We start from the raw sequence: 17,395 nt of genomic DNA on the forward strand, positions 1-17,395 counted from the left end.
CTCCGAATCCCGATCAGGATCAAGGGAAAGCGACGGTCGTACGTCGATGAGTCCCCGCGCCGGGTCCACCGGCCCCCAGTCACCCGCACCCGCCACACTGGCTTTCGTGGAGAGCCCGGTGCAGCTCCTGAACGTCCTGGAGTGGGCGCACGCACATGCCCTCAGGGCGGCTGCCCTCAGGATCACGGGCGAGCCCTCCGGACCCCCGGGCCCGGAACTGGGAGCCGGCAGGCCCGGCGGGACCGGCAGGTTCGGCCGGTCGGGCCGGCCCGGCGGTGTCGGCAAGGCCGGTAGGGCCGGTGGGGTCAGCAGGCCCGACGGGGCCGGGGCGGGGCTCACCCTCGTCGTCCTCTCGCCGACCGACCCGATGACCCGCGGGCAGCTCAGGCGCATGGCAGAGCTGGCCCGGGACGAGGGGTACGAGGTGCGGTGGGAGGAGGCACGGGGCGGTGCGACCGCGCCCTTCCACACGGTCGGCGGGCTCGCGCCACTGCTGCGGCGCGCGCGGCGCATCGTGATGGGCGACCCCTTCTCGCGGTACGTGCAGCTGCTGCTGTCCATCACCCGCGCCCGCGATCTCGTCGTCGTCGACGACGGGACCGCGACGATGGAGTTCGTCTCCCAGCTTGCCAAGGGTGAGCGGCTGGTGCGCTGGCACCGCCGCGGCGGTCGTCCCGGGGCCCGGGACCTGGTTTTCGCACCGGTCTCGGCCCGGGCCCGCCGTCGGCTCACGCCGGGGAACGGGCGGCGGGTGGAGGTCTTCTCCTCCATGCCGATCACCGAGACGCCCGAGGGCGTCACCATCACGGCCAACGACTTCTCCTGGACCCGGTCCCGGTTCGGCCCGCCCCGGATCACGAAGGGCGCCGACCTGGTCGGAACGTCCCTGGTGGAGACGGGAGTCGTGGACCCCGACCGCTATCTGGAGGCGGTGAAGGGGCTCGCCACGACCTATGGCGCGACCCGGTACTTCGCCCACCGCCGGGAGAGCCCGGACAAGCTGCACCGGCTCGCGGTCGAGACCGGCCTGGAGATCGTCCGCCCGGACCTCCCCCTGGAACTGATCGCCCGCCGCGGCCCCATCGGCCGTACGATCCTCAGCTTCCCGTCGACCGTGGTGCACACGCTGCCGCTCGCTCTGGTCGGCACGGAGGTCAAGGTCGCGGTGTGCGACATCGACCCGGCCTGGCTCACGGAGAGCGCCTCCCCCCGGGCCCAGGGCTTCCTCTCGGGCGTCACCGGCACGGCCCGGGACGTCCACCGACTGTCGGCCGTCTCGACGGCGACCTGATCCGGTACCCCGAGGGGCAACCGGTCGCACGCGGGGTGCGGACCGCCTGTGGCCGATCGCGCGGTTCCCCGCGTCCCCGACGGGGCGCGGCTCCGTGCTGTCCGCCAGGTGAACAGAACCGGCCAGGGCCACGTATGCGTGGTATGCGTAGAGAGCCTGTCCCCGGAGACCCGGGAATGGGCATCGCCGCCCGGAGGTTCTCCCATGAGGAGACCTGGATCACGATCCATTCGGCCACCCAAGATCCACACGGCCGAAAAGCCGGGCGAGTGTACCCAACCCAGTCAATATCTATGCGCCACGCGGCCAGGTTTTCTTCCCCGTACGGGTTGAAGTTTTGTTGATCGTGGGTCAGTTGGCCGTCGCGTCGCCCTACCCTTCAGAGGGTGAACCAACTGATGTCCCGAGATTCCGAGGCCGACCAGCCCGGGGAAGCCACGCTTCCGGGCGCGCTCGCAGGCGCCCTGCCCGGCGCACTCCCCGGCACGCTGCCCGAGGCGCTGCGCGCCGAACTCGTAGCCTTCCGCCGCGACCTGCACATGCACCCGGAGCTCGGCAACCAGGAGTTCCGCACCACCGCCGCCATCAAGGCGCGACTGGAGCGGGCAGGCCTTCACCCCCGCGTGCTCGCCATCGGAACCGGACTCATCTGTGACATCGGCGACCCGGACCCCGCGCGTCCGATGCTCGCCCTGCGTGCCGACATCGACGCCCTGCCCATCCCGGACACGAAGACGGAGTGCGGATACCGCTCAACCGTGCCCGACCGGGCCCACGCCTGCGGCCACGACATCCACACCACCGTCGTCCTGGGGGCCGGACTCGTCCTCGCCCAGCTGCACGAGCAGGGCCTGCTCAACAGGGCCGTGCGCCTGATCTTCCAGCCCGCCGAGGAAGTACTGCCCGGCGGCGCCCCGGACGTCATCGAGTGCGGGGCGCTGGACGGCGTCGGCCGGATCGTCGCGGTGCACTGCGACCCGAAGGTCGACGCGGGCCGGATCGGGCTGCGGCACGGCCCCATCACCTCCGCCTGCGACCGTCTTGAGGTGTCGCTGGACGGGGCCGGCGGGCACACCGCACGGCCCCACCTCACCACCGACCTCGTGACCGCCGCCGCCCGCGTCGTCACGGACGTGCCCGCCCTGGTCGCCCGGCGGGTCGACGCACGGTCCGGCCTCGCCGTGACCTGGGGCCGCATCGAGTCGGGCCACGCCTGCAACGTCATCCCGCAGCACGCCGAGCTCTCCGGGACCGTACGGTGTCTGGATCTCGCCTCCTGGCGGGCCGCGCCCGATCTGGTGCACGCGGCCATCGACGAGATCGCGAACCTGTACCGGGCCAAGTCGGAGATCAACTACATCCGCGGGGTGCCGCCGGTCGTCAACGACCCGGACACCACCGACCTGCTGCGGGACGCCATGGTCGCCCGGCGCGGGCTCCACTCCGTGGAGGACACCGAGCAGAGCCTCGGCGGCGAGGACTTCTCCTGGTACCTGGAGCTGGTGCCCGGGGCCATGGCCAGGCTCGGAGTGCGCACACCGGGGGAGCGGACCGTACGGGATCTGCACCAGGGCGACTTCGACGCGGACGAGTCGGCGATCACCGCGGGAGTGGAGCTCTTCACCGCGGCCGCCCTCCTCGACGCCGGGGCCTGAGCGGTCGGCGCGACCGGTCCTTCCGGTCGCGCCGCGTACCCCCGCGCAGTAGCGTGGTCCACTGTCAACAACCACTCGTGTCGTCACGCGGACTCCACCGTCCCTGTGCGGAGCGTGACTGCCGTGGTGGGTGCTGTGTGCCCATGTGCACCTTTCGATCCCGGGGTTCACAAGGACGTAACCGGCCATCGGCACGAATGGATAACGGCCAAGCGCTATCCCGTTCCCTCAAGGGTCTACGCGCGTTAATGTGCGCCGAACTCAGCACCCACTGCGGGGCTTGGAGAATGGGGAACTTCAGATGCGTCGGATATCCAGCCTGACCCGCGTCGCGGTGGGGGTCGCGTCGCTGGCACTGGCGGCGACCGCCTGTGGCGGCACCAGCAGCGACAGCAGCAGTAGTGACAGCAGCGAGAGCAAGGGCGGCAAGGGCCTTGCCATCGCCTACGACGTCGGCGGCAAGGGCGACCAGTCCTTCAACGACGCCGCGTACGCCGGTCTGGAGAAGGCGAAGAAGGAGTTCGGCTACCAGACCGCCGACATCGAGCCCACCGACGGTGAGACGGACGCCGACAAGGAGCAGCGCCTCGTCTCGCTCGCCAAGCAGGGCTACAACCCGGTCGTCGGTGTCGGCTTCGCCTACGGCCCCGCGCTGGAGGCCGCCGCGAAGAAGTACCCGAAGACCAGCTTCGGCATCGTGGACTCCGTGGTCGAGGGCGACAACGTCGCGTCGCTCGTCTTCGCCGAGCAGGAGGCCTCGTACCTCGCCGGTGTCGCGGCCGCCAAGGCCACCAAGACCAACACGGTCGGCTTCGTCGGCGGTGTGGACATCCCGCTGATCCACAAGTTCGAGGCCGGTTACACGCAGGGCGTCAAGGACACCAAGCCCAGCGTGAAGGTCCTCTCCCAGTACCTGACGCAGACCGCCGAGGAGGGCGGCTTCTCCAGCCCCGACAAGGGCAAGGCCGCCGCCGAGGGCCAGCTGGAGAAGAAGGCGGACGTCATCTACCAGGCCGCCGGCCTGTCCGGCCAGGGTGTCATCGAGGCCGCGGCCAAGAAGAAGGTCTGGGCGATCGGTGTCGACTCCGACCAGTACGAGCAGGAGGCGCTGGCCGCGTACAAGGACTACATCCTGACGTCGGCGCTCAAGGACGTCGGCGGCGCGGTGTACTCCCTCGCCAAGTCGGTCGAGGACGGCAAGCCGCTCACCGGTGTCCAGACCTTCGACCTGAAGGTGGACGGCGTCGGCCTGGCCGACAGCAACCCGAAGATGGGCGAGATCGCCGGTCTCACCGACGCGGTGGCCAAGGCCAAGGCGGGCATCATCGACGGCACCATCAAGGTGAAGACCGAGTAGTGGCCCGATGGCGGGCCTCCGGGCCCGTCACCGCCCGAACGGGCGAAGCGCCACAAGTCGAACAAAGCGGTTGAAGTGATACGGAGCGGGCGGACATCCACGATGTCCGCCCGCTCCGGCGTTCCCCTCGCAGGTCATCCGCCATGGACGGACCTTTGCGGTCGGCAAGCCCGCACCCGGTCCGCGGGAGCCCTCGGGCACAGCCGCATAACAAGGTGGACAGAGGGGGTTCTCTCGCGGGTCTACGCGCGTTAATCTGCGGCGAAGCCAGCGCCGAAGGTGTTCCGCCCGGCGCTTGTACGAGCTTGTACGACAGGAGCACAACACATGCGCCGGGTTCCCCGCATCGCGCTCGCAGGCGCAGCGGCCGCCTCTTTCGCCCTCGTCCTCTCCGCCTGTGGCGGTACCTCGACCTCCTCCGGTTCGGCGGACTCGAAGGGCGACAAGGGCCTCGCCATCGCGTACGACGTCGGCGGCAGGGGTGACCAGTCCTTCAACGACGCCGCGTACGAGGGCCTGAAGAAGGCGAAGAGCGAGTTCGGCTACGAGACCGCCGACATCGAGCCCACCGACGGTGAGACCGACGCCGACAAGGAGCAGCGGCTCGTCTCGCTGGCCAAGCAGGGCCACAACCCGGTCATCGGTATCGGCTACGCCTACGCGCCGGCCGTCAAGGCGGCCGCCGAGAAGTACCCCGACACCACCTTCGGCATCGTCGACGACTCCACCATCGAGGCGGAGAACGTCGCGGACCTGGTCTTCTCCGAGCAGGAGGCCTCCTACCTCGCCGGTGTCGCGGCCGCCAAGGCCACCAAGAGCAACACCGTCGGCTTCGTCGGCGGTGTGGACATCCCGCTGATCCACAAGTTCGGGGCGGGCTTCGCGCAGGGCGTCAAGGACACCAAGCCCGGCGTGAAGGTCCTCTCGCAGTACCTGACGCAGACCGCCGAGGAGGGCGGCTTCTCCAGCCCCGACAAGGGCAAGACGGCCGCCGAGGGCCAGATCGAGAAGAAGGCCGACGTCGTCTACGCGGCGGCCGGTCTGTCGGGCCAGGGTGTCATCGAGGCCGCCTCCGCCAACAAGGTGTGGGCCATCGGTGTCGACTCCGACCAGTACAAGCAGGAAGCTCTGGGCAAGTACAAGGACGCCATCCTCACCTCCGCGACGAAGGACGTCGCCAAGGCGGTGTACAACCTCGCGAAGTCGGTCGAGGACGGCAAGCCCGAGACCGGTATCGTCAGGGGCGACTTGAAGTCCGGTGAGGTCGGCCTCGCGGACTCCAACCCGAAGTTCAAGAGCGACACCGCGATCCAGGAAGCCGTTCAGGCGGCCAAGGAGAAGATCATCGGCGGCGAGATCAAGGTCAAGTCCAGCTGACAGCAGTACCTCAGGAGCAGCTCGGCGCTCCGGGGAAGTTCCGATACCGATCTTCCCCGGAGTCGCTCGTAACCGCGGGGTTACGTCCGCTCAACGGGGTACGGGGAGCCTGGCTCCCCGTACCCCGTTCTCGCGGCGCGTCGGCCCCTCATGTTGCCGTAGGGGCGCTACGCGCGTAGACGACCCCCTTTCCCTTCAGGAGAGTGCGCCATCAACGCGTCCAGCAGTCCTCCGGCCGGCGCGGTCAACGGATCGGTGACCGCAGTCGAACTCGCCGGGATCACCAAGCGGTTCCCGGGCGTCGTGGCCAACCACGACATCCACCTCAGCGTCCGCAAGGGCACGGTCCACGCCCTCGTCGGCGAGAACGGCGCCGGCAAGTCGACGCTGATGAAGATCCTCTACGGCATGCAGAAGCCGGACGAGGGGACCATCGCCGTCGACGGGAACCAGGTCACCTTCTCGTCGCCCGCCGACGCCATCGCCCGCGGCATCGGCATGGTCCACCAGCACTTCATGCTCGCCGACAACCTCACCGTCCTGGAGAACGTCGTCCTGGGCAGCGAGAAGTCGTACGGCATCGGCGCCAGGGCCCGTCGCCGGATCGTGGAGCTCTCCGAGCGCTACGGCCTCGGCGCGCGCCCCGACGCCCTCGTCGAGGAGCTCGGTGTCGCCGACCGCCAGCGCGTGGAGATCCTCAAGGTCCTCTACCGCGGTGCCCGGATCCTCATCCTCGACGAGCCCACCGCGGTCCTCGTGCCGCAGGAGGTCGACGCGCTCTTCGCCAACCTGCGCGAGCTCAGGTCCGAGGGCCTGTCGGTCATCTTCATCTCGCACAAGCTGGGCGAGGTCCTGTCGGTCGCCGACGACATCACGGTGATCCGCCGGGGCACGACGGTCGGCACGGCCGTCCCCTCCGAGACCACTCCGCGCCAGCTCGCCGAGCTGATGGTCGGCAGCGAGCTGCCCACCCCGGAGACCGCCGAGTCCACGGTCACCGACCGGCCGGTGCTCGCCGTCGAGGACCTGCGCCTGGTCGCCCCGGGCGGCAAGGCCCTGCTCGACGACATCAGCTTCACCATCCACGAGGGCGAGATCCTCGGCATCGCAGGTGTCGAGGGCAACGGCCAGACCGAGCTGATCGAGGCCCTCATCGGCCTCAAGGGGGCCGACTCCGGCACCATCACGCTGGCCGCCGAGGAGATCACCTCCTGGGCCACCCGCAGGCGCCGCGAACAGGGCATCGGCTACATCCCCGAGGACCGCCACCGCCACGGCCTGCTCCTGGAGGCCCCGCTCTGGGAGAACCGCATCCTCGGCCACGTCACCGAGAAGCCCAACACGCGCGGTGGTCGGGGTGTCTGGCTCGACATCAAGGGCGCCCAGGACGACACGCGCCGCATCGTCGAGGCGTACGACGTCCGCACGCCCGGCATCGACGTCACCGCCGCCTCACTGTCCGGCGGCAACCAGCAGAAGCTGATCGTCGGACGCGAGATGACCCACAAGCCGCGCTTCCTGATCGCCGCCCACCCCACCCGGGGTGTGGACGTCGGCGCGCAGGCCGCGATCTGGGACCACATCCGCGAGGCCCGCCGCGAGGGCCTGGCCGTCCTGCTGATCTCCGCCGACCTGGACGAGCTGATCGGTCTGTCCGACACCCTCCGGGTGATCTACAACGGCAAGCTGGTCGCGGACGCCGATCCGGCGACCATCACCCCGGAGGAGCTCGGCTCGGCCATGACCGGCGCCGCCTCCGGACACCTGGAGAACGAAGAGCTCGTGGAACAGCTCGAAGAAGAGCAGGCAGAGCTCGAAGAGCATGCCGAGACGCCGGCGGACGGCCCGGCAGACGCCCCGGAAGACGAGGCCCGCTGATGAAGAAGTTCGACAAGGAGCGACTGCTCCTCGCGGTGGCCGGGCCGGTCATCGCGCTCGTCGTGGCCGTGGCGCTGACCTCGGTCGTGCTGATCGCCTCGGGGAAGAACCCGTTCGAGCCGTACTCGATCATGTTCGAGCAGGCGACGTTCTCCGACATCCAGGTCCTGATCATCAACCAGGCCTCGCTGTACTACATCGCGGCGCTCGCGGTGGCCATCGGCTTCCGGATGAACCTGTTCAACATCGGTGTGGACGGCCAGTACCAGCTCGCCGCCATGATGGCCGCGGTGGTCGGAGCCCACGCCAGCCTGCCGGCGGTCCTGCAGGTCCCGCTGCTCCTCCTCACCGCGGTCCTCACCGGCGCGTTCTGGTCCGGCATCGCCGGTGTCCTCAAGGTCACCCGAGGGGTCAGCGAGGTCGTCGCGACGATCATGCTGAACGCGATCGCGACCTCCCTCATCGCCTACTTCTGGCTGCCCAACGTCTTCGGCGTCAAGGTCGGCAACAACAACACCACCGGCGAGATGCACGAGTCCGGCTGGATCCCCGGCTTCGACATGGGCGACGCCGGCGAGATCTACGGCCTCGTCGTCCTCGCGGCCCTGCTCGGCATCGGCTACTGGGTCGTCCTCAACCGCACCCGCTTCGGCTTCGACCTGCGCGCCTCCGGCGCCTCGGAGACCGCCGCCGCGGCCAGCGGTGTGAACCCCAAGCGCATGGTGCTCACCGCCATGCTGATCTCCGGCGGCCTGGCCGGTCTCGCGGGCCTGCCGATCCTGCTGGGCGACTCGCACACGTACAGCCTGAACTTCCCGACCGGCATCGGCTTCCTCGGTATCGGCATCGCCCTGCTCGGCCGCAACAACCCGACGGGCATCGCCTTCGCGGCCCTCCTGTGGGCCTGGCTGGACAAGGCCTCGCCCGAGCTCGACTTCCACGGGTACGACAAGGAGATCGCGGTCATCATGCAGGGCCTGATCGTCATCGCGGTCGTCGTCTCGTACGAGGCCGTGCGCGAGTGGGGTCTGCGCCGCCAGCAGCGCCGCGTCGGCGCCGAACTCGCGGCGGGCCACGTGCTCGGCGCCACCTCCGACAACTCGATCCAGAAGGAGGTGGCCGGACGATGACCACCGTGACCGACCTCAACCAGCCCTCGCTGCAGCCCACGGCGCCCAAGGGCCGCCGGCTGACGCTCCCCGTCCTCCTGCTGGTCATCGCGGGCGGCCTCGCGCTGACCTCGATCGTGCGCATCATCACCGGCGCCGACGGCATCACCAACGTCAGCCAGATGTCGACCGCGCTCGAACTGGCCGTCCCGATCGGCCTGGCCGGTCTCGGCGGTCTGTGGGCCGAGCGCGCGGGCGTCGTCAACATCGGCCTCGAAGGCATGATGATCCTCGGCACCTGGTTCGGCGCCTGGGCCGGCTACCAGTGGGGCCCGTGGAACGGCATCCTCATCGGCATCATCGGCGGCTGCATCGGCGGTCTGCTGCACGCGATCGTCACGGTCACCTTCAACGTCAACCACATCGTCTCCGGTGTGGCCATCAACATCCTGGCCCTCGGTGCCACCCGCTACCTCGCCCCGCTCGCCTTCGAGGGCGTCCAGGGCGGCTCGGCCAAGCAGTCCCCGCCGGTCGAGTCGATCGGCAACTTCACGGTGCCGGGACTGTCCGACGCGCTCGTCGACCTCAACGACAAGGGCTGGTTCTTCATCTCGGACCTCGCGGGTCTGCTCGGCGGTCTGGTCACCAACGTCTCCTGGCTGACCCTGATCGCGATCGCGCTGATCCCGGCCACCTGGTGGATCCTGTGGCGCACCGCCTTCGGCCTGCGCCTGCGGTCCTGCGGCGAGAACCCGGTCGCGGCCGAGTCCCTCGGCGTCAACGTCTACAAGTACAAGTACCTGGCCGTGATCATCTCCGGCGGTCTGGCGGGCCTTGGCGGTGTCTTCCTCTCCATCGTCGCCAACCCCTTCTACCTGGAGGGCCAGACCAGCGGCCGCGGCTACATCGGTCTCGCGGCGATGATCTTCGGCAACTGGATGCCGGGCGGACTCGCCCTCGGCGCGGGCCTGTTCGGCTACACCGACAGCCTCAACCTCCGCGGCGGCGCCGAGAACGTCCACGCGCTGCTGCTGCTCGGCGCCATACTGCTGGCCATCGGCGCCATCTGGCTGCTGATCAGGAAGAAGTACGTGCCCGGCGTGATCACCCTGGCCGTCGGCGTGCTGGTGTTCACCTGGTACTCGCTCACCGACGAGGTGCCGAACCAGGTCGTGTCCGCCACGCCGTACGTCATCACACTGCTCGTCCTCTCCCTGTCCGCACAGCGGCTGCGGATGCCGAAGGCGGACGGCATGCCGTACCGGCGGGGGCAAGGGAAGTGACGTCCGCCGGAACCGGATCCGCGGCCGCGGTCGACTGGGAGGCCCTGCGGGAGGCGGCCCGCGAGGCCATGTCCCGTGCGTACGCCCCGTACTCGGGCTTCCCGGTCGGTGTCGCGGCCCTCGTCGACGACGGCCGGGTGATCTCCGGCTGCAACGTCGAGAACGCCTCGTACGGGCTCGGGCTGTGCGCCGAGTGCGGACTGGTCTCGCAGCTCCACAACACCGGGGGCGGCCGGCTCACGCACTTCACCTGTGTGGACGGCCGCGGCGAGATCCTGGTCCCGTGCGGCCGCTGCCGCCAGCTGCTGTACGAGTTCGGCGGCCCTGATCTGATCATGGAGACGCCGGCCGGGATCCTGCCGCTCTCGGAGATGCTTCCGCAGGCCTTCGGGCCGGGGCACCTCACCAAGTAGTTCACGGTCGGCCCCTCCGCGTCGCGTGCCTCCAGGGCACCGGGAGGGGCCGCTGCACTTCGGAAGGAAAGGCCATGGCTTTGTTGTCGATGGATGCCATCTCCGTCATCCGCACCAAGCGCGACCGCGGCGAGCTGAGCGACGAGCAGATCGACTGGGTCATCGACGCGTACACACGCGGCGAGGTCGCCGACTACCAGATGGCCGCCCTGAACATGGCGATCCTGCTCAACGGCATGAACCGCGGCGAGATCGCCCGCTGGACGGCCGCGATGATCGCCTCCGGCGAGCGCATGGACTTCTCGTCCCTGTCCCGCCCGACCGCCGACAAGCACTCCACGGGCGGAGTCGGCGACAAGATCACCCTCCCGCTGGCCCCGCTGGTCGCGGCCTGCGGCGCGGCCGTCCCGCAGCTCTCGGGCCGGGGCCTCGGCCACACCGGCGGCACCCTCGACAAGCTGGAGTCGATCCCGGGCTGGCGCGCCCTGCTCTCGAACGAGGAGATGCTCTCCGTACTCGATGAGGTCGGCGCGGTCATCTGCGCGGCGGGCGACGGTCTGGCCCCGGCGGACAAGAAGCTGTACGCGCTGCGGGACGTGACGGGAACGGTGGAGGCGATCCCCCTCATCGCCTCCTCGATCATGTCGAAGAAGATCGCCGAGGGCACGGGCTCGCTGGTCCTGGACGTGAAGGTGGGCACGGGCGCCTTCATGAAGACGATCGAGGACGCGCGTGAACTGGCCTCCACGATGGTCGGGTTGGGCACGGACCACGGCGTCAAGACGGTAGCGCTGCTGACGGACATGTCTACGCCACTGGGCCTGACGGCGGGCAACGCCCTGGAGGTCCGCGAGTCGGTCGAGGTCCTGGCGGGCGGCGGCCCGTCGGACGTCGTGGAGCTCACCCTCGCTCTGGCCCGCGAGATGCTCGACGCGGCGGGCGTGAAGGACGCCGACCCCGTGAAGGCGCTGGCCGACGGCTCGGCGATGGACGCCTGGCGCCGCATGATCGCGGCCCAGGGCGGCGACCCGGACGCGCCCCTGCCCACCTCCCGCGAGCAGCACGTCGTCAAGGCTTCGTCCTCGGGCGTACTGACCCGCCTCGACGCCTACGACATCGGCATCGCCGCCTGGCGCCTCGGTGCGGGCCGCGCCCGCAAGGAGGACCCGGTCCAGGCGGCGGCGGGCGTCGAGATGCACGCCAAGCCGGGTGACACGGTGACGGAGGGCCAGCCCCTGCTGACCCTCCACACGGACACCCCCGAGCGCTTCGCGTACGCGCTGGAGGCGGTCGAGGGTTCGTACGACGTGGCGGGCCCGGGGGCGGTCTTCACGGCGGCGCCGGTGGTGCTGGAACGTATCGCCTGACCTGGCCCGCGGCCGGGGGCCGCTGATGTCAGGGGCTCTCGTGCGGGTGAACGGGATCGGTGGACCGACGCCGGTCCCGTTCGGCGTGTTGGATCACGCCATGAGTGCAATCACCGGGGACTACCTGCTGACCGACGACGAGTGGGAAGAACTCGTCTGGGTCTGGAAGCAGACGGACGTACCCAAGGGCTGCCGCACGGAGATCATCGAGGGGCTCATCACGGTGACGCACTATTCGGCAAACGCGCACCACGTCATCGCGAGCCTCGTCCGAAGGGCTCTCTACAGCGTGATCCCCGACAACTGGGGCGTCTACGAACGGCTGGCCATGGCTGATCCGACACACCTCGGGCTCTACGTCCCGGACCTCTGTGTCGTGCCGGAGATGGGTCTGCACGCTGTAGACGAGTACTTCGTCCCCGCTGCGGCGGCCGAGCTCGTAGTGGAGGTCACCTCGAAAGCGACAGCGGGCAACGACCGTGTCAAGAAGACCGCGGGCTATGCGCAGGTCGGCATCCCGTTCTATCTCCTCATCGACGGTCTGGCCCCGGGCGGCCCCACGATCACCCTGTACGGCGAGCCGAAAGGGGGTGCCTACCGCGTCCTTCACGGGGGCAGATTCGGCGACACCGTCCTCTTGCCGCAGCCCTTCGGGCTCAACCTTGACACCAGCGACTTCCCCACCGACTGACCCACCCTCACCCCAACAACGCCGCCACCACCACCAACACCGGCACCGCCAACATCGTCGACAGCAGGATCGATTCCCGGGCCAGGACCTCGCCCACGCGGTAGCGGGACGCGTACGTGAAGAGGTTCTGGGCGGCCGGTAGGGCCGAGGTGACCACCACGTCGAGCAGGGGCGCGCCTCGCAGGCCGAAGACGCCCGCCGCCAACGCCCAGGCGGCCAGGGGCTGGCCCACCGACTTCAGGGCGACCGAGAGCAGGACAGGGGTTCGGTCGGGGCCGCGGCCCGGCATCGTGCTGCCGCAGAGGGAGATGCCGAAGGCCAGGAGGACGGCAGGGACGGACATGTTGCCGATCAGGGTGAGCGGGTCGAGGACCGGGCCCGGGACCGTCAGGCCGGATGCCGAGACGGCCACGCCGGACAGGGAGCCGATGCCGACCGGGTTGCGGATGGGAGTGGTCACCCGCCGCCACAGGGAGGTCTTCTCACCAGGACCGGAGAGGTCGAGGACCGTCAGGGCCACCGGGGTCATCACGATCTGCTGGAAGAGGAGCACCGGGGCCACGAGTGAGGCGTCGCCCAGCACGTACACGGCGATCGGGATGCCGAGATTGCCCGCGTTGACGTAACTGGAGCACAGCGCGCCGATCGTCGTACGGCCCACGCCCCAGCGGCGTACGGCACCGACCGCGACGAACACCCCGGCCACCGCGAACGTACTGATCGCCGTCACCAGCAGCCGGTCGGACAGGATCACCGACAGGTCGGCCTGCGCGAGCGTGGTGAACAGGAGCGCGGGAGTGGCCACATGGAACGCGAGCTTGGTCAGCACCTCCCTGCCGTTGTCCCCGAGATAGCCGCGGCGTCCGATCAGATAGCCGACGCCGATGACGACGGCGATCACCGCGAAGCCGTTCAGCACCCCCTGCACGGCACCTCCCCTAGCTCCCGGGAGTGGCCCGGGGCTGCGTGGAGGTGGTCGCGTATTCGGTCGGGGAGCAGCGCGGGCAGGCGGAGCGGCGCCAATTCGTGGGGCATACACCGAACCCTCTTGGGTAGGCCATGCCCAGGTCAATGTGACCTTGCGCTACCTGAACTTCGTGCTCGGTGAGCACGCAGCGATGAGTTCCGCGCCGCCCGCCGGTCTACCGCACGTGGACGCCATGACACCTGCCGTACTCGTACTGCCCGGCCCCGTCACCCGAGACGAGGTGCCGAGGCTCTGCGAGGACGTGCGCGCACGGCTCGAAAGCAGCAGAGCCGGCGTCCTGGTCTGCGACGTCGCAGGTCTCGGACCACCAGGTCTGACCACCGTCGACGCGCTCGCCAGGATGCAGCTCGCCGCCCGTCGCGCCGGGGGACGGATCAGACTGCGCGACCCGGACCCCGCCCTCCGTGCGCTACTCGGTCTTGTCGGCATCCCCTTCGAGGTCGAGGGGCAGCCCGAACAGCGGGAACCACCGCTTCGTGTCGAGGAAGCAGTGGAACCCGGTGATCCGGCCCTCTGACGTCTCCAGGACCTGCACGGCCCACGCCGTGTAGCCGCCCGTCTCCGGGTCCGGCTTGTACTGGGCGAAGCCCGGCAGGCCGTTCACCGCGACCGGCACCAGGTGTGAGTTCGCACAGGGCGCGCCGAGGGTCGTCATGAAGCCCGTGATGTCCTCGGGGCCGCTCAGCCACAGGTCGAACGGCGGCATCGTCATCACGGCGTCCTCGTGCAGGAGAGCCGTGAGGGCCGTCATGTCGTACCCCTCGAAGGCCGCCACATAGCGGTCCAGGAGCTTTTGCTGCGCCTCGTCGAGCGGGTCGGAGGTGGCGGCCCGGGCCGCGGCGCCGTCGCTCTCGGCGAGCGTCGCACGGGCCCGCTGGAGCGCGCTGTTGACCGAGGCGACCGTCGTGCCGAGCAGCTCGGCGACCTCGCTCGCCTTCCAGGCCAGCACCTCGCGCAGGATGAGCACGGCCCGCTGCTTGGGCGGCAGTTGCTGCAGGGTGGCCATGAAGGCGAGGCGCACCGACTCCTTGGCGACGGCGGCCTCGGCGGGGTCCTCGACCACGGGCAGCACACGCGCGTCGGGCATCGGCTCCAGCCAGGTGTGGTCGGGGCGCGGATTCAGCGCCGCCTGTGTGAGCGGTGTCGAGTCCGTCAGGTCCATCGGGCGGGCCCGCTTGTTCCCCGCCGACAGCATGTCCAGGCACACGTTCGTCGCGATCCGGTACAGCCACGAGCGCATCGAGGAGCGGCCCTCGAACTTGTCGTAGCTTCTCCAGGCGCGCACGAGTGTGTCCTGGACCGCGTCCTCCGCCTCGAAGGACGAGCCGAGCATGCGGTAGCAGTACCCCGTCAGCTCGACCCGGTGCTTCTCAAGGCGGACGTCGAGGTCCTCCACCGTCGCCGTTCCGTCGCTCATGGCCAACCCACCCCTGTGGCATGTTCGTCGTCACCTTCACCGCCTCTTTGCGATGCCGGCACTTCGGAAGCTACCGCAGCCCACTGACAATGGCCCCCCGAGATACAAAAGGTGCAGGTCAGGACAGTTAATGTCCTGACCTGCACCCGTACGTTCGAAAGTCGACCCGCCGTGCCTCAGTGGCGCACGGCCACCAGCCGCCGCTGGGTCCGGGCCGCGTGCGACCCGACCACCGTGATCGTCACGACCCCGAGGACCGCCAGCAGACCGAGCGCCACCGTCCCGGCCCAGCCGCCGGAGTGGAAGGCGACCGCGCCGAGCGTGCCGCCCGCGCTGGAGCCCAGGTAGTAGGCGGACTGGTAGAGCGCGGAGGCCTGCGCGCGGCCCTCCTTGGCGGTGTGGCTGACCGAGGAGGACGCGACCGCGTGCCCCGCGAAGAAGCCCGCGGTGATCAGGACCAGACCGAGCAGGATCAGCGGCAGGGAGTCGGCCAGCGAGACCAGCAGCCCCGCGGTCGTCGTACCGCCCGCCAGATACAGCGCGCCGCGCCGGCCGAGCCGTCCCACCAGCTTCCCGGCGGTCGACGCCGAGACCGTGCCGACCAGGTAGACGAGGAAGATCGAGCCGATGATGCCCTGCGGCAGCGAGAACGGGTCGTCCGTGAGGCGGTAGCCGATCACCGTGTAGACGGCGCCGAACACCGTCATGAACAGCGCGCCGATCGCGTACAGCCTGCACAGCAGGGGGTTCGCGAGGTGACCGCGGACCGTGCGGAGGAGCACCGCGGGCCGCAGCGAACCGGCCTTGAAGTGCCTCGGCGCCGGGAGCAGCAGCCGGAAGGCCACCGCGCAGCCGACCGCGATCAGCCCGATGACCCCGACGGCGACCCGCCAGCCCCACTCCTGTGCGACCCAGCCGGTGATGACCCGGCCGCTCATGCCGCCGACGCTGTTGCCCGCGACGAACAGACCGATCGCGGTGATCAGCGCCTTCGGCCGTACCTCCTCCGCCAGATAGGCCATCGCCGAGACCGGCAGCCCGGCCAGCGCCGCACCCTGAACGGCCCGCAGCGCGACCAGCCAGCCGACCGACGGGGCGAAGGGCACCAGCAGTCCGACGGTCACCGCGATCGCCAGGGACACCGTCATCAACGTACGCCTGCCGAACCGCTCGGAGAGCGCGCTCAGCGGCAGGACGAACAGCGCCAGCGCTCCCGTCGCCGCAGACACCGTCCAGCTCGCCGTGCTCGCCGTGACCCCGAAGTCGCCGGAGATCAGCGGCAGCAGGGCCTGGGTGGAGTAGAGAAGCGCGAAGGTCGCGACACCCGCGAGGAAGAGCGCGAGGCTCATCCGGCGGTAGCCGGGCCCGCCGGGGGCCATACGGGAATCGACGGGAACGGCTTCGGTGGAAGCGACTCGGGCGGGAGCGGTTTCGGTACGAACGGCGGTGGCTGCGGAGGCGCCCACGGTGGTGGACGCCCCGGTACTTGCGGAAGGCATGTTTCGAACCTAAAACCGTCCCGCTCATCCGTCCAATGCATGGAATCGTCATAATCGTTCCCGTGATGCATCAGCAGAGGTCAGAGCCTCACCTGTCACCGTCCAGTGACACAGAAGACATCGTCGCGATCCTCGCCCCACGCCTCGCGTACTTCGCCGGGGTCGCCCGCACCGAGCACGTCACACGCGCCGCGCAGGAGATGCAGGTCCCGCAGTCGACCCTGTCCCGCGCGATGGTCCGCCTCGAACACGACCTGGGCGTGGACCTGTTCGCCCGCAGGGGCCGCACGGTCTCCCTGACGCCGGCGGGCCGCACCTTCCTGGCCTCCGTCGAGCGGGCCCTCGCCGAGATCGAGCGGGCCGCCGACGAGGTGCGCGCCGACGCCGACCCGGCCACCGGCAAGGTCGCCTTCGGCTTCCTGCACACCATGGGCTCCGAGACGGTCCCCGGCCTGATCCGCGCCTTCCGCGTCGACCACCCCCGCGTCCGCTTCAGCCTCGTCCAGAACTACGGCGAGGCCATGATCGAACGCCTGCGCTCCGGCGAGCTCGACCTCTGCCTCACGTCTCCCGTCCCGGACGCCCCCGACCTCGTCGCCCGCCGCCTCGACGAACAGAAACTCCGCCTGGTCGTCCCCGCGGACCACCGCCTGGCCTCCCGCCGCCGCATCCGCCTCGCCGAGGCCGCCGACGAAACCTTCGTCACCCTGGAACCCGGCTACGGCCTCCGCCGCATCACCGACGACCTCTGCCAACAGGCGGGCTTCCGCCCGAGGGTGGCCTTCGAGGGCGAGGAGGCGGAGACATTGCGGGGGCTGGTGGCGGCGGGCTTGGGGGTAGCCCTCCTGCCCCCACCGGCCGTACCACGCCCCGGAGTTGTGGAACTGACGGTCACGGCCCCAAGAGCGGCCCGCGAGATCGGCGTGGCCTGGCTGGACGGCCACCCGGACACACCCCCGGTGGCGGCTTTCAAGAGATTCCTACTGTCAAGGAGAGGCAACCTGCTCCCAAACTGAGAATTCTTGGCGAGTTGGGCTCAGCAGCGGGCTTTTCAGGGGCGCGGGGAACTG

At 69.8% G+C, this 17,395-nt stretch carries 15 protein-coding genes; 12 read left to right on the forward strand and 3 right to left on the reverse strand.

The genetic code is table 11. The annotated features are described in order from the left end of the window. Positions 1-46 precede the first annotated feature (46 nt). From ACZ5VQ_RS04615 to ACZ5VQ_RS04660, 10 genes are all read left to right on the forward strand, one after another. Complete coding sequence (locus ACZ5VQ_RS04615; RefSeq protein ID WP_469103672.1) at positions 47-1,291, forward strand: hypothetical protein; 1,245 nt, start codon at positions 47-49, stop codon at positions 1,289-1,291. Positions 1,292-1,689: 398 nt separating this feature from the next. Then, positions 1,690-2,946: an amidohydrolase gene (locus tag ACZ5VQ_RS04620; RefSeq protein WP_469103673.1), complete on the forward strand. Its 1,257-nt coding sequence runs from the start codon at positions 1,690-1,692 to the stop codon at positions 2,944-2,946. 301 nt (positions 2,947-3,247) lie between these two features. After that, positions 3,248-4,303 (forward strand): BMP family lipoprotein, encoded by a 1,056-nt coding sequence (locus tag ACZ5VQ_RS04625; protein ID WP_469103674.1) that lies wholly within the window; start codon positions 3,248-3,250, stop codon positions 4,301-4,303. Positions 4,304-4,630: 327 nt separating this feature from the next. Continuing rightward, positions 4,631-5,680: a BMP family lipoprotein gene (locus ACZ5VQ_RS04630; RefSeq protein ID WP_469103675.1), complete on the forward strand. Its 1,050-nt coding sequence runs from the start codon at positions 4,631-4,633 to the stop codon at positions 5,678-5,680. 255 nt (positions 5,681-5,935) lie between these two features. Further along, positions 5,936-7,558, forward strand: a complete 1,623-nt coding sequence (locus ACZ5VQ_RS04635) for an ABC transporter ATP-binding protein (RefSeq protein ID WP_469103676.1) — start codon at positions 5,936-5,938, stop codon at positions 7,556-7,558. Then, positions 7,558-8,688 carry an ABC transporter permease gene (locus tag ACZ5VQ_RS04640; RefSeq protein ID WP_307521912.1) on the forward strand — a complete coding sequence of 377 codons (1,131 nt, stop codon included), beginning with the start codon at positions 7,558-7,560 and terminating at the stop codon, positions 8,686-8,688. Before ACZ5VQ_RS04635 ends, ACZ5VQ_RS04640 begins: the two co-directional genes overlap by 1 nt. Beyond that, positions 8,685-9,950 (forward strand): ABC transporter permease, encoded by a 1,266-nt coding sequence (locus ACZ5VQ_RS04645; protein ID WP_469103677.1) that lies wholly within the window; start codon positions 8,685-8,687, stop codon positions 9,948-9,950. Before ACZ5VQ_RS04640 ends, ACZ5VQ_RS04645 begins: the two co-directional genes overlap by 4 nt. Further along, positions 9,947-10,363 carry a cytidine deaminase gene (locus tag ACZ5VQ_RS04650; RefSeq protein WP_469103678.1) on the forward strand — a complete coding sequence of 139 codons (417 nt, stop codon included), beginning with the start codon at positions 9,947-9,949 and terminating at the stop codon, positions 10,361-10,363. The genes ACZ5VQ_RS04645 and ACZ5VQ_RS04650 overlap by 4 nt, the downstream gene beginning before the upstream one ends. An 89-nt stretch (positions 10,364-10,452) precedes the next feature. After that, complete coding sequence (locus ACZ5VQ_RS04655) at positions 10,453-11,730, forward strand: thymidine phosphorylase (RefSeq protein WP_469104060.1); 1,278 nt, start codon at positions 10,453-10,455, stop codon at positions 11,728-11,730. Positions 11,731-11,830: 100 nt separating this feature from the next. Further along, on the forward strand, positions 11,831-12,421 hold the full coding sequence (locus tag ACZ5VQ_RS04660; RefSeq protein ID WP_469103679.1) for a Uma2 family endonuclease: 591 nt from the start codon (positions 11,831-11,833) through the stop codon (positions 12,419-12,421). Between the two features lie 7 nt (positions 12,422-12,428). Here ACZ5VQ_RS04660 and ACZ5VQ_RS04665 read toward each other — a convergent pair whose 3' ends face one another. Next, complete coding sequence (locus tag ACZ5VQ_RS04665; RefSeq protein WP_469103680.1) at positions 12,429-13,349, reverse strand: AEC family transporter; 921 nt, start codon at positions 13,347-13,349, stop codon at positions 12,429-12,431. A gap of 190 nt (positions 13,350-13,539) precedes the next feature. Here ACZ5VQ_RS04665 and ACZ5VQ_RS04670 point away from each other — a divergent pair, with 190 nt between their 5' ends. Then, positions 13,540-13,926: an STAS domain-containing protein gene (locus ACZ5VQ_RS04670; protein ID WP_362072470.1), complete on the forward strand. Its 387-nt coding sequence runs from the start codon at positions 13,540-13,542 to the stop codon at positions 13,924-13,926. On the opposite strand, the gene ACZ5VQ_RS04675 is transcribed toward ACZ5VQ_RS04670, so the two are convergent. Further along, the gene (locus ACZ5VQ_RS04675) at positions 13,819-14,826 is read right to left on the reverse strand and encodes a sigma-70 family RNA polymerase sigma factor (protein ID WP_362072183.1); all 1,008 of its coding nucleotides are present in this window, start codon (positions 14,824-14,826) and stop codon (positions 13,819-13,821) included. The two genes, ACZ5VQ_RS04670 and ACZ5VQ_RS04675, sit on opposite strands and share 108 nt — an antisense overlap. A gap of 176 nt (positions 14,827-15,002) precedes the next feature. Beyond that, on the reverse strand, positions 15,003-16,325 hold the full coding sequence (locus ACZ5VQ_RS04680; protein WP_469103681.1) for an MFS transporter: 1,323 nt from the start codon (positions 16,323-16,325) through the stop codon (positions 15,003-15,005). A 62-nt stretch (positions 16,326-16,387) separates the two neighbouring features. On the opposite strand from ACZ5VQ_RS04680, the gene ACZ5VQ_RS04685 reads away from it, so the two are divergent. Beyond that, positions 16,388-17,341: a LysR family transcriptional regulator gene (locus ACZ5VQ_RS04685; RefSeq protein ID WP_469103682.1), complete on the forward strand. Its 954-nt coding sequence runs from the start codon at positions 16,388-16,390 to the stop codon at positions 17,339-17,341. The last annotated feature ends 54 nt before the right edge of the window (positions 17,342-17,395 follow it).

The sequence above is a fragment of the Streptomyces sp. NPDC033178 genome, assembly GCF_055577685.1.